The sequence below is a fragment of the Methylomonas sp. EFPC3 genome, assembly GCF_029643245.1.
GTDB classification, from domain to species: Bacteria; Pseudomonadota; Gammaproteobacteria; order Methylococcales; family Methylomonadaceae; genus Methylomonas; species Methylomonas koyamae_B.
Genome location: NZ_CP116398.1, coordinates 1026193 through 1039440, shown reverse-complemented (window position 1 = coordinate 1039440; position 13248 = coordinate 1026193). Strand labels below are relative to the sequence as shown.

The window sequence follows — 13248 nt, the reverse complement described above, 5'->3', positions numbered from 1 at the left end:
AACAGTGCCGCCGCGGCCGGCCGCGCAGCGTCACTCGATTCCAGGCCTCAAAACTCCAACGCAATTTCGCCGAAAAGCATACGGCCGGGGGATGCCGGAACGGTGTTGATGTTTTTACGGTTGAACTCCGGATAATAAAAATTTTCGTCGAGCACATTGTCCAGATACAAGGTAAAAGTCATGTGTTTGTGTTTGGCGGCTCCCAGCCAGTTATTCAACTTGTAATTGGCGTTGACGCTGATGTTGTGATAACCGCCGGCAGACGGATTGACCAATAACGCACTGGGAGCGGCTTTGGCGGCGCTGAAATAGGTATCGAACACGCCGATTTGCAAGTTGGGGCTGAAATCGTAGCTTAAGCCCAGTTTCGCCATGTGGTTGGGCATTAAGGTTTTATTGTTCTGTTGGTTTTCGTCGCGATTGGTTTGAAAGGTGTAAGAGCCTTTCCAGGACAAACCGGGCAACAGTTTGGCCTCGGTCTCCAGTTCCAGGCCCTCGAAGGTTGCGCTGCCGCCGTTGACGTATAGCAGCCGGGTCGGCACCGTGTTCGGGATCGGGCTGCGCACGATCAAATTGGTCACCCGGCTTTCGAACGCGGTCAAGGAGATCTGGTAATCAGCATCGTGGTAAAAAATCTGGGCGTCGGCCGTTTCGACTTTTTCCGGCTCCACGCTGCGGTTGCCCAACACCACCGCCGAATTGGCACCCAATTCGCCGGCACTCGGCGCCCGATAAGCCTGGGCGAATAACAACTTGGCGCCCCAATTGGCCGTCATTTCGTAAACCAGGCCGGCGCGGCCGACCAGGCCGTCGATGGCGTTGTCGTTTTCCGCGACGCCGCTCGGAGCCGCCTTCAAATGGTCGAAGCGGTGCCATTGCCCGCCGAGATTGAGCTGCAGATTATCGAGTATGGCGTAACCGACGTTCGCGTAGATGCTGGACTTCAATTGCTCGTAGGGCGCCAACGTATTCGCTTGCGACACCTGAGTCACCTGCCCTTGTTGCCATTCCACCAGCCCGCCCAACAGCAGATTCAGTTTATCGTCGAAAAACGACAGGAAATGGCTTTGCTCCAGCAACAGGTTGTTTTCCCACAAATCGGTCAGGTACGGCACGCCGGCTACCGGCAGATTGTAGTTTTGCGAGAACTTGTTCAGCGTCAAATTCCATTTGCTGCGCCAAAAGTCGTTGATTTGGTGGTTGTAACCGGCATCGAAAAACAGGCGGTTGTTCTCGACCTGTTGGCCGAAGCCGATCGGCACCGCGCCCCAATGCTGTTTCTGGCTGTTGACCACGTACAAATTGAAATCGAATTCTCTCCAGCCGCCCCAGATGCTGGCGCTGACGTCGCCGTCGTCGTTGCGGAAATTGACGTTTTGCCGGGTTTCGTCGACCGCCGCCGCCGTCCAGCCGTCGCTGGCCCGATACCTCACCGCGCCGCTGATCGCCGCGTCGCCACGGTTCCAGCCGAACTCGGTTTCGGCTTGGCCGGTATTGTAGCTGCCGTAGCGGCCGCGCACGGTGAGCCGGTTGTCCTGTTTCCTCTGGGTGACGATATTGATCACGCCGGTAAAAGCATTGCTGCCGTACAACACCGAACCGGAGCCGCGCACGACTTCGATTTGTTCGATATGGTGAATCGGAAAGTCGCGGAACATGGTCTCGTTCAAACCGCCGTATGCGCTATCGCGAAACGGCCGGCCGTTGATCAGCACCAGGGTATGGTTGTTGACGTGGGTCAGCGCGTCGCCGCGCACCGCCGCGGTGCTGTTGGACCAGATATAGGTGCTGAGCATGTAAACGCTGGTGACCCGGTTCAACACGTCGGCCAGCGTGTTGGCGCCGTAGCGCTCGATATCGTCGCGGGTGACGATGCTGACGATGCCGGCGGCCGAATATTGGCTTTCGGCTTTCTTCGACACCACTTCCACATTCAAAATGTCTTCCAACGACATTTTTTTCAGAACTTCGATATCGGCTCCGGCCAGAGAAACGCTTGCGTTCAGGCAATTGCCCACAATCAGCGCAATCTTAAAAGTGACTAGGCGAAATCTCTGCATAAAATCGGATGCTATCGGTTATTGGACGGCCGAATTCGGCAACCTTGAATCGCGCTTGTTTTACATAGGCCCAGTCTAGCGTAAAACGGCGAAATATCGATTCAAAACGTTAGAGTGGGAATGGCGACCTTCGGCCTCTGCTGCCCAACCTGGCCCATAAAACCATTTTACGCCGGCAAGGCACTTCAACATTCAACTGGAGCGCCGCCACCACCGGGCCTATCGTATTAGGCCGTTAACCGCTGCAACCGGCAAAACTCAGCGGGCCGCATAAGAACCGGTAACCGTCGCGAGCCGGACGACACCGAACTCGATCCGCGCATAGGCAACCAAAGCCTCGTGCAATACAATAGCGGATTGACCGGCCCGAAATGCCGGTTGCTGTTTCGTTTCAACCCAACCGCATATCCACATGAGCAAAGATATCCGCATCCAGCGCCTCAGCGGCGAAGCCTTGGTTCAATACATCCCGGAATTGGCGCGCCTGCGCATCGAAGTGTTCCGCGATTTTCCTTACCTGTACGACGGCGACTACGAGTACGAGAAAAAGTACCTGCAAACCTACATCAACTGCCCGGACAGCGTAATCGTGCTGGCTTTCGACGACGACAAGATCATCGGTGCCTCGACTGCCATCCCGCTGAAATATGAAACCGACGAGGTCAAAAAGCCGTTCGTCGAACACGGTTACAACCCGGACGAGGTGTTTTATTGCGGCGAATCGGTGTTGAACAAAGCCTATCGCGGCTTGGGCATCGGTGTGAAGTTCTTCGAACAGCGCGAAGCCCACGCCGCAGACCTGGGCGGCTTCAAACACATCACCTTCTGCTGCGTCGAACGCCCAATCGACCATCCGCGCCGGCCGGCCGACTACGTGCCGCTGGATGCATTCTGGAATAAACGCAGTTATTTCAAGCATCCGGAACTGAAGACCACTTATTCCTGGAAGGATCTGGACGATAGCGCGGAAACGCCCAAGCCGATGACGTTCTGGTTGAAGGAGGAAGGCAATGCCTAAAATCGCCAGCGCCCAATACGATATCGGCTTCCTGGAAACCTGGGAAAACTTCGAAGCCAAGGCCCGCCGCTGGGTCCAGGAAGCCGCCGATAACCGGGCCGACATTCTGCTGTTCCCGGAATACGCCTGCATGGAATTGGCCTCGCTGTTCCCGCCGGAAATCTACCAATCGTTGTCCGGTCAGTTGGAAGCCCTGCAAAGCCTGTTGCCGCAGTACCTGGACTTGTTCAAATCCCTCGCTGCGCAACACCGGGTTTACATCCAGGCCGGCACTTATCCGGTCAAACACGACAACGGCGAATTCCGCAACCACGCCTATTTCTTCACCCCGCAAGGCGACGTCGATTTTCAGGAAAAACTGACGATGACCCGCTTCGAAAACGAGCAATGGCATATTTCCCGCGGCCTGGAAATTAAGGTATTCGACACCGTATTCGGCAAGGTGGCAATCAACATCTGCTACGACAGCGAATTCCCCCACTACGCTCGCCAGCAAACCGAACGCGGCGCCACTTTGATTCTGGTGCCGAGCTGCACCGATACCGAGGCCGGCTATTACCGGGTCCGGATCGGCTGCCAGGCCCGCGCCCTGGAAAATCAATGTTACGTGGTGCAGGCCTCGCTGGTCGGCAATGCGGACTGGTCGGAAGCCGTGGACGTCAACTGCGGCGCGGCGGCGATCTACACGCCGGTCGATCGCGGCTTCCCGAACAACGGCATTTTGGCAATCGGCGAATACAACAAAGTGCAATGGGTCTACGCCGACCTGGACTTGGCCGCGGTGGAAACCGTGCGCAATGTGGGACAGGTATTCAATTACCGCGACTGGCCGAAACAGTTCGATTGCAGCTAACGCCCTATCCCAGAGGCAGCGGCTGCATAATGCCGCGCCGTTTGGGAATGCCGGCAGATGGTATGCGCTGCGTACCATCGTCGGCTCGACCTTACCGAAAGCCAGGCCCTTGCTCGGGCCACAGAAGCCGTGCGGAAAATTCAGATGCGGAAGGATTCGGACTCTCGGTTCTCGTTGAAACTAGTGTCATCAACGCTTTAAGCCCAGTGCCATCTTGACATCAGTCGGCATGGACACTGGGAACATCTGTATCTCCATTCGAACCTTGAGCTTGCTACCGCGACCTAAATATCCCAGCCACTCGGCTCAGTCCGCGGCACGTTGTTGGCCTGGTGACGGAATGCCGAAATCGTATCGTAAACAACTTTCCGGGCCCGGTTGATGCCGCCTAGAGGCCGGTGTTCGGGTAATGCATGCCAAGGCGTAAAAGACAACTGCTCGCCAAACGCATTCTGCGCTTCGGTATCAAACCCCTGCCGAAATATCCTGAGCGTCGCCACCTTACGGAATGGCGAAACCGACTCCGGCCATTCGATTCCAGGGTCTTCGATCGGCATCGCCTCCGCGTCGGTTTGAACTTGTACTGCGAAGTCGAATAGCGCATCGCCGGCCTGCAATTGCTTGACCATGGCCTCGCGCAAAAAATCGGCCGAGGGTTTGGCCGGACGTTCGGCGACAGCAACGAGTTGCGGGATTGCCGCGTATTTGACCGCCAACGCCCCAAACAGATAGGGTGTGGTGCTGAAGTAGGTAATCTGCAACGGGTTGGCGTGCCTGCGCATCGTTCTGAGTAAAATCCAGGCCACTCGCCAATGGCAAAGAAAAAACCGCAACTTGGCGAAGAAACTGCCGCTCAGCGCTGCGGCCAAGGCGTCAAATTCGGCAACGTCCCTGGCGACAAACTGATTGGCGCTAATCAAAAGCAAATCGTGGGTCTGTTCGTGCCGTTCGGCCTCCAGCACTTTATCGCCCGGCACTCCCATCAATTTGATCGCCATGCCGCGAATGTCACGGTCCCGGTCCGGTCTGATCGAGCCGCTGGCGTTGGAAAACCGGACCCAAGCCTGATAGGTTTTGGGCTCTTTGAACAAACCAACCCGCAATTCGTCAGCCAAATCGGCGTTGACGGTAAACTCGGCTTTGACCAAACCATGCATCTTGGGGTGAGCATCACGGCGCATGATGCCGGCTGGATAGTCATTTACGATTTTGGCTTTGAGCCGCGCGGAAAGGTTTTCGATGACCTGGGTTTCCGCTGGAGGGATAATTTCTTGCGCTAAAGGTTTTTCGGCCATTTTTGATTCTCCTCACCTTAAGGCGGCAGGCCGGGCGCGGGGCATGAAACCCAGCTTTTACAGTCGATACCCCATTTTATTGCGGGATATCGCTTTCTCAACTCAGCCGAACGCAGCCATTTCTTGTTGGTATTACGCTAGGCCATTTCAACCGAAAACTGCAGATAGGTACAGGAGTTTTGCAACGGCGGTGTCACGAGTTTGGTGACGTCAACCGCTTTACAATTGGCGTAGCCCGCATTCAAGCTCGCGTCAGTCGGTTTTGAACCGTAATTGGCGGGCGCAGCGCTTGCCGTAATAGGCGATGTACAGATAGCAAAGCAAAGGTACGAAAAACGCGTACTGGATGCCGAGGCGGTCGGCAAACAAGCCCTGCAGCAGCGGAATCAGCGCGCCGCCGACGATGGCCGAGCACAGGATACCGGAACCCTGGCCGGTGTGAGACCCCAGGCCGGTCAAGGCCAGGGAAAAAATGGTCGGAAACATGATCGAATTGCATAAACCGACCGCCAGAATGGCAACCGTCGCAACGCGACCGTCGGCAAACATCGCCAGACCGACCAATCCCGCCGCGCACAAAGCGTTGAAGATCAAAGCCTTGCCCGGATGAACCTTGCGCATCGCCACCGCGCCGATAAAGCGGCCCACCATCGCCCCGCCCCAATAGAACGACACCAGTTTGCCGGCTTCTGGTTCGGTCAGGCCGGCAATATCAGGCTGCCCCAGAAAATTGACCAGAAAGCTGCCGATGGCGACTTCGCCGCCGACGTAGACAAAAATCGCCAGCGCGCCCAACACCAGCAACGGAAACTGCCAGGCACTGGCTGCGGCCTCCGGCTCAGCCATAGCCCCTGCTGATGCGGCAGCCGCCGTTGCGGTTACGGCGGGTAATTTCAGAAAGGCAAACACCGCCGCCAAACCGAACAACACCGCCGCCAGCCACAAATACGGTTGTTGCACCGCCGCCGCTTCCGCCGCCTGGTACACCGACAATTGTTCGGCGTTCAATGATGCCAGCTCGGCGGAGGTTTTCACCGCCGTCGCCAGAATCAGCAGGGAGCCGAAATAGGGCCCAATGGTGGTGCCCAAGGAATTGAAGGCCTGGGTCAAGGTCAGCCGGCTCGACGCCGTGTCCGGATTGCCCAACACCGTGACGTAGGGATTGGCGGCAACCTGCAGCAAGGTAATGCCGGAGGCCAACACAAAAAACGCGGTCAAAAACAAAGGATAGGCATGCAAAGCGGCCGCCGGATAAAACAGCAGACAACCGCCGCCGGCCACCGTCAGGCCGACGATGATGCCGGGCTTGTAACCGACTCTGTCCACCAGATAACCGCACGGCACCGACATCACGAAATAAGCCGCGAAGAAGCAAAACTGCACCAGCATGGCCTGGGTGTAATTCAGCGTGAAGACGGCTTTCAAATGCGGAATCAGAATGTCGTTCAGGCTGGTCAGAAATCCCCAGATAAAGAACAGCGAGGTCAGTACCGCCAAAGCGCCGCTATAGTTGTTTTGCTGATCGGTCATGCTTCGCTCCGGCACAGGCTAGTTCACTAAATGAAACGAAGCCGTTTCGGCGCCGACCGTGACGTGGAATTCGCCCGGCTCGACCACCCGTTTCATATCCAGGCCAATGAACGACAGGTCACGCGGCGTTAACTCAAACTGCAGAGTGCGCTGCTCGCCCGGCTGCAATTCCACTTTCTTGAACGCTTTCAGTTGCTTGACCGGGCGGGTAACCGAGGCCGCGACGTCGTGCAGGTAGACCATCACGGTTTCCTTGCCGGCCACACTGCCGGTGTTTTTGACATTGACGCTCAACTGCAGATTTTCGCCGGCCGTAATCGCCGGCTTCGCCAGCCGCAGACCGCTGGTTTCGAAGCTGGTATAGCTCAGGCCGTGGCCGAACGGATATAAGGGCCGGTATTGGTTACTCTCGTAGGCTTCGATCGGTTTATGGTCGTAAGGCGTGATGTCGTTGGTGTCGCGCGGGTAGGAAATCGGCAATTTACCGCTGGGATTGACCTTGCCGAACAGGATGTCGGCTACGGCCGCACCGCCCTCCATCCCCGGCAAAAAGCCGAGCACGACCGCCTGAGCCTGATTGGCGATTTCGGTGATGATGCGCGGCCGGCCGCCGAAGGTGACCAGTACCACCGGTTTACCGGTCTGGAAGATGGCCCGCGCCAATTGCAATTGCACCGGGTCCAGTTGCAAAGAATCGATGTTGCCTTCGGTTTCGGTATAGGTTTTTTCGCCCAGCGCCAACACCACCAAGTCGTGGTGCCGGGCTTCGCTGACGGCATGTTCGATGTTGATCTCGTCGCTGAATTGTTTGCCGCCGACATAAGTCACCTTGCCGTCGGTTTGTTGCCTGATCGCCTCCAACAGGGTCAGTTTGTCCTGCGGATAAAGTTCTTCCTTGTTGCCTTGCCAGGTAATGGTCCAGCCGCCGTTCATCACGCTAAGTAGGTTTGCGGTCGGGCCGGTGACCAGGACGCTGGCATGTTTACTCAACGGCAACATACGCGCGTCGTTCTTGGCCAGCACGATGGCTTCGCGCGCCGCCTGGCGGTTGACCGCCGCGGCTTCGGCGGTGGCAAAGTGGCCGTCCTCCGCCAAGGCCGGCTCGCGCCGTTCGAACAGGCCGCTGCGGAATTTGACGCGCAGAATCCGGGCCACCGCCTCGTCGATCCGCGCCAGCGGCACTTCGCCTTGTTGGGCCAAATCCAGCAACAGGTAATAAAACGAGAAATCGAACGGCACCATGCTCATATCGACCCCGGCCATCACCGCGATTTTCACCGCCTCCCGCGGCGAGTCGGCCAGTTTGTCGCGGCTGTACAAGCGGATGATGTCTTCCCAATCCGATACGGTAAAACCGTCGAAGCCCATTTCGCCGCGCAGAATGTCGGTCAGGTAATGGCGATTGGCGTGTCCCGGCACGCCATCGACTTCCGCCGAATTGACCATCACCGTCGGCGCGCCGGCCAGAACGCCGGCTTCGAACGGCGGTAGAAACCACTCGCGCAACGCGCGTTCGCCGATCCAGGCCGGCGTACGGTCCTTGCCGTTTAACGGATAGCTGTAACCGACATAGTGCTTCAAGCAAGTCGGCGCTTTATCGGCGGCCGCCAAGTCCAGCCCCTGATGGCCGCGAATGTAGGCGCTGCCCATCGCGCTGGCCAGATGCACGTCCTCGCCGTAGGTCTCCCACAACCGCGGCCACAGCGGCTGCCGGCCGATATCCATCACCGGGGCAAAATTCCAGTCCAAACCGGAGGCTTTGACTTCGCGGGCAGTGATTTCGCCTTCCTGGTAAGACAAGTCGGGATTGAAGGTCGCCGCCATGCTGATCGCTTGCGGGAACAGCACCGCATTTTGGGTATAGGTGGCGCCGTGAATCGCATCGATACCGTAGATCACCGGAATTTTCAGCCGGGTGCGCGCCGCCGCGTCGCGGATCTGCTGAGTCAGCCGCCGCCATTTGCCGAGCGGCTGCGCCTTGTTGTTCGGCGTACTCGGCGCATTCAGGATCGAGCCGACGTGATACTGCATCAAGGCTTCTTCCAGTTTGGCCGGATCAACCGGGTTTTCGGCGTCCTGGCCGTCGGCGACAGAAATGACGCTAAAGTCGATCTGCGTCATTTGCCCGACTTTCTCTTCCAAGGTCATTTGCGCCAGCAGCGCCTGAACTTGATCTTCGACGGCCTGGTTTGCTTCTTGTGCACTCACAGCGGACTCCATTACGGCTGACAGAATTAAAACGGCAAGATAATTTCTTATTTTCAAGGCTTTAGACACTCAATAACGCCGGCCGGACGCGCGCTGAAAACGGCAACAGGCGGCTGGTTAAAACGTTCTGCGCCGGCGATGACACCGCCAACGCGTTGACTGGATTTTAGCTTGATAAGGGCGATGCGCCTATTATCGAACCGGTTTAAATGCGAATGCTCGGCCAACTCGGCTACGATCCGGCCAATCAAGACCGGCTATAACGGCCATTAGCCTTGTAACGCATCCAATTCGTCCCAGCGACTATACGCCGCAGCCAGCTCGGTTTCGACTGCCTGCAACTCCGCCATGGTTCCGGCCACGGCGTCCTGGCCCTGTTTGTAAAACTCGGCGCCGCTCATCGTTGCGGTCAACTCGGCCTGGCGCGTCTCCAGTTGTTCGATACGCTCCGGCAACTGTTCCAGTTCGCGCTGCTCTTTGTAGCTGAGTTTTTTGCCGGTAGCGGGTTTGGGCTTTTCTTTTTTTGCAGCCGTTTCCGCGCTTTTCGCCGTTTCGACTTGCTGCTGTTTGTTGCGCTCCGATAAGGCGAACCAATCGGCATAGCCGCCGATGTACTCTTCGACCCGGCCCTCGCCTTCGAACACCAGCACGCTGGTGACGACGTTATCTAAAAACTCGCGGTCGTGACTGACCAACAGCAAGGTGCCCTGGTACTGCACCAGTTTTTCTTCCAGAATTTCCAGGGTTTCCAGATCCAGATCGTTGGTCGGTTCGTCCATTACGATCAAGTTGGCCGGCTTGGTGAACAGCCGCGCCAGCAGCAACCGGTTTTTCTCGCCGCCGGACAAACTCCGCACCGGCGAACGCGCCCGGGCCGGCGCGAATAAAAAGTCGGCCAGATAGGACATGACGTGGCGCTTGCCGTCCGGAGTATCGACGAACTCGCCGCCGTCCAGCACGCTGTCGGCCACCGACAGTTCCGGATCGAGCTGTTCGCGCAACTGGTCGAAATAGGCGATTTGCAGATTGGTACCCAGTTCGACGCTGCCGGTGGTGGGTTGCAGTTGGCCCAGCAGCAATTTCAGCAAGGTCGATTTACCGGCACCGTTGTTGCCGAGCAGGCCGATCTTGTCGCCGCGCTCGATCAGCAAGGAAAAATCCCTGATGATGGTTTTATCCTGATAGCCGAAGCCGACGTTAACCGCCTCGATCACTTTCTTGCCGGAGCTCTCGCCTTTATGCAGCGCCAATTTGGCCGAACCTTGGCCGGTGCGGCGCTCGGCGCGCTCGGCGCGCAATTTCTTCAAGGCCCTGACCCGGCCTTCGTTACGGGTACGGCGGGCCTTGATGCCCTGCCGGATCCAGGCTTCTTCCTTGGCCAATTTCTTGTCGAATTCGGCATTTTGATTGGCTTCGTCTTCCAGGGCCGCGGCCTTGCGCACCAGGTAATCCTGGTAATTGCCGGCCCAGGAGGTCAACTGGCCGCGATCCAGATCGATGATCCGCGTCGCCAATTTTTGCAGGAACGCCCGGTCGTGGGTGACGAACATCACCGCGCCCGGGAATGCCAGAATCTGTTCTTCCAACCAGGCGATACTCTCGAAATCCAGATGGTTGGTCGGCTCGTCCAGCAGCAACACTTCCGGATCGATCACCAGCGCCCGCGCCAACGCCACCCGCCGTTTCCAGCCGCCGGAAAGGCTGCCGACCTTGACATCGGCCGGCAATTGCAGCCGGCTCAGTATCGCTTCGACCCGGGTTTGAAATTCCCAGCCGTGGTCGGCTTCGAGTTTATGTTGCACCTCGCCCAGCGCCTGCAAAGATTGTTCGCTGCCGTCCATGTGCGTCAATAGCTCGTGGTAGCGAGCGATCAGGCGCCCCAGTTCGCCCAAGCCGCCGGCCACCGCTTCGTAAATGGTTGCGTCGCCGTCCAGCGTCGGCGCCTGCTCCAGCCAGGCCAAGCGCAATTCCGGTTGCTTCCAGATTTCGCCGTGGTCGGGCGGAATCTCGCCGGCGATGATTTTCATCAGCGTGGATTTGCCTTCGCCGTTACGGCCCAGCAATCCGACCCGCTCGCCGGGATCGAGTTGGAATGAGGCGTTGTCCAGCAGTGCATGCACGCCGAAGGCGATGGAAACATTGTTTAACCGAATTAAAGGCATGAGTTTTGAAAATAGCGTCTGAGAAGGTCCAGCGCCAACAACGCGGCCTGGTTCTGTTTATGGATACCGGCACCGTGCGCGGTTAACCGCCGGGAAACCACGCCTTGCGGCGTAGCCAGGGCATTATAAAGGACGATGCCGCTATCCTTATCGTCGAAACTGCCGGACTCGATTGCATAGATCTGCACCAATCCGAAATCGGTCTGCCGCTCGGCCCGCAGTTCGCGCGCCAAGGTTTCGGCGCGGATTTCCCAATCATCGGCCGCGTCGGCAGCAGCGCTGTTCAACCGCAACTCGGCATGCTGCAACCAGGGCCGGCCCAGGCATTTGGCCGCCAGCAAGCCGTGGCTGGCGGTTTCCAGTACCGCCAGCGAATACCGGCCGGCGTTGAGCGCCGCGTCGACGACGGCCAGCAAGTCGCCCTGCACATCCGGCAAGCCGTCCACTGCGAACACGTAGTCGCCGATGCGGGCCGCGGCTTCGGCGGCCACCCGCCGCCGCTCCGCTTCCGGAACCGCCGCTGGAAACAGCAGTTTGGCCTGCACTTCGTCCGGGGCGGCGCGAAATCCCAACACTGCACCGGGCGGCAAAGCCAAATGCGCCAGCTTCTCCTGAATCGCCGATTCGCCCAAACCGATGCAGCGCAAGGTCACCAAATGATCCGGCTGCAGCGAGAATCGTTGCAATAAATCGGCGCGCACCCAGTCGCCGAACATTTGCTTCATCTCGAACGGCACGCCGGGTAAAAACACGAACCAGCAACGCTGAAATTGCAATGCGAAGCCGGGCGCGGTGCCGAAGCGGTTGTCGATGCGCAGGGCTCCGGCCGGCAGTAACGCCTGTTTGCGATTGGCCTCCGGCATCGTGCGCTGCCGCCTGGCGTAATAAGCCTGGATCGCGGCGAAGGCTGCGGCGTCGAATTCAAGCGGCACGCCGCTGGCCGCGCTGACCGCCGCCGCGGTCAAATCGTCGCAGGTCGGCCCCAAACCGCCGGTGCAGATACAACAATCGGCGCGGCGGGCAATTTCGCCGAACAGATCGACCAAATCCGGCAAATCGTCGCCCACCGCGGTATGCCGCTTCAAGCTGAAACCCAGCTCGGTCAACTGCTGCGACAGCCAGGCGGCGTTGGAATCGACGGTCTGGCCGGTGATGATTTCGGCACCCTGGGAAAAGATTTCGGCGATCAAGGTCATAAGGAATGGAACCAAAAAGGTAGGCTGAACAAACTGCATGCCGTGGTCAGCGTCACCGCCATGGCATACAGGCCACTATCGAGCCGGTAACGGTCGCAGAATACGATACCGAGCACCATGCTCGGCATGGCGATGTCGAGCACCGCGGCGGCTTTGAACTGGCCGGCCAATGCCAGATAGTCGGCCAGCCAGAAGGCGAACAACGGCATCAGGAATAGCTTGAGCAGCAAGATCGGCCCGACGAAAGGCAGATTGCGCAAATGCACGTCGCGCCAACTCAAGGCCAATCCCAACGAAAAGATCATCAGCGGCGCCACGGCACCGGAGCAAGTGTGCAACAGGCCGGCCAGCCAGTCGGGAGTGGCGATTTGATTCAGGTTGAGTGCGACAGCGACAAAGGCCGCCCAAAACGGCGGCGCATTCAAAAACGCCAGCGGCGACTTGGGTTTATCTGCGGCAGACTCGCCGTAATGGCGGGCCAAGCCGACGCCCAGGGTAAATACCAAGGGCGCTGCGGCGAATAGATCGAGTTGAATCACCACCGAGCGCGACCAACTGCCAAAGGCCTGCTCTAATACCGGTAGGCCCAGGTAGGTGACGTTAGGAAATGCGGCGGCCAGGATCACGGCGCCGGTTTGCGGATTGCGGAACCGGCACAGCTTGCAGATCGCCCAACTCAGTCCGGTGATTGCCAGGATGCTGGCGCAACCCAACAGGCTGAAGCTTAGCGATTGCCAACCGATATCGGCCCGCCAGAGTACGTCGAGCACCATCGCCGGCAGGAAAAAATAGTAGACCACGCTGGTCAATACCAACCGGGTCTGCTCGGCGGACAGCCGGTTCGGCGTCGTGATTCGCCAGCCGGCACCGCACAGCATCAGCACGGTCATCTGTATCAATGTCGTATTCATCGCGACATTTTAACA

At 58.3% G+C, this 13248-nt stretch carries 9 protein-coding genes; 2 read left to right on the top strand and 7 right to left on the bottom strand.

The genetic code is table 11. From position 1 onward, the window contains the following. Positions 1-47 precede the first annotated feature (47 nt). Entirely contained in the window at positions 48-2060 is a 2013-nt protein-coding gene (locus PL263_RS04675; RefSeq protein WP_278211897.1) for a TonB-dependent receptor, read from the bottom strand. A gap of 412 nt (positions 2061-2472) precedes the next feature. On the opposite strand from PL263_RS04675, the gene PL263_RS04670 reads away from it, so the two are divergent. Together PL263_RS04670 and PL263_RS04665 are read left to right on the top strand one after the other, a co-directional pair. Continuing rightward, positions 2473-3078 carry a GNAT family N-acetyltransferase gene (locus PL263_RS04670; RefSeq protein ID WP_140911252.1) on the top strand — a complete coding sequence of 202 codons (606 nt, stop codon included), beginning with the start codon at positions 2473-2475 and terminating at the stop codon, positions 3076-3078. Beyond that, entirely contained in the window at positions 3071-3931 is an 861-nt protein-coding gene (locus PL263_RS04665) for a carbon-nitrogen hydrolase family protein (protein ID WP_278211895.1), read from the top strand. Before PL263_RS04670 ends, PL263_RS04665 begins: the two co-directional genes overlap by 8 nt. Before the next feature lie 284 nt (positions 3932-4215). Here PL263_RS04665 and PL263_RS04660 read toward each other — a convergent pair whose 3' ends face one another. From PL263_RS04660 to PL263_RS04635, 6 genes are all read right to left on the bottom strand, one after another. Beyond that, positions 4216-5226, bottom strand: coding sequence for a catalase family protein (locus PL263_RS04660; RefSeq protein WP_278211894.1), 1011 nt, complete (start codon positions 5224-5226; stop codon positions 4216-4218). A gap of 252 nt (positions 5227-5478) precedes the next feature. Then, positions 5479-6756, bottom strand: coding sequence for a sugar MFS transporter (locus PL263_RS04655; RefSeq protein ID WP_278211893.1), 1278 nt, complete (start codon positions 6754-6756; stop codon positions 5479-5481). An 18-nt stretch (positions 6757-6774) separates the two neighbouring features. Beyond that, entirely contained in the window at positions 6775-8964 is a 2190-nt protein-coding gene (locus PL263_RS04650; RefSeq protein WP_278211891.1) for a glycoside hydrolase family 3 N-terminal domain-containing protein, read from the bottom strand. Between the two features lie 269 nt (positions 8965-9233). Next, positions 9234-11126 carry an ATP-binding cassette domain-containing protein gene (locus tag PL263_RS04645; RefSeq protein ID WP_278211890.1) on the bottom strand — a complete coding sequence of 631 codons (1893 nt, stop codon included), beginning with the start codon at positions 11124-11126 and terminating at the stop codon, positions 9234-9236. Beyond that, positions 11117-12322, bottom strand: coding sequence for a molybdopterin-binding protein (locus tag PL263_RS04640; RefSeq protein WP_278211889.1), 1206 nt, complete (start codon positions 12320-12322; stop codon positions 11117-11119). Before PL263_RS04640 ends, PL263_RS04645 begins: the two co-directional genes overlap by 10 nt. Beyond that, positions 12319-13233, bottom strand: coding sequence for an AEC family transporter (locus PL263_RS04635; protein ID WP_278211888.1), 915 nt, complete (start codon positions 13231-13233; stop codon positions 12319-12321). Before PL263_RS04635 ends, PL263_RS04640 begins: the two co-directional genes overlap by 4 nt. Between the last annotated feature and the right edge of the window lie 15 nt (positions 13234-13248).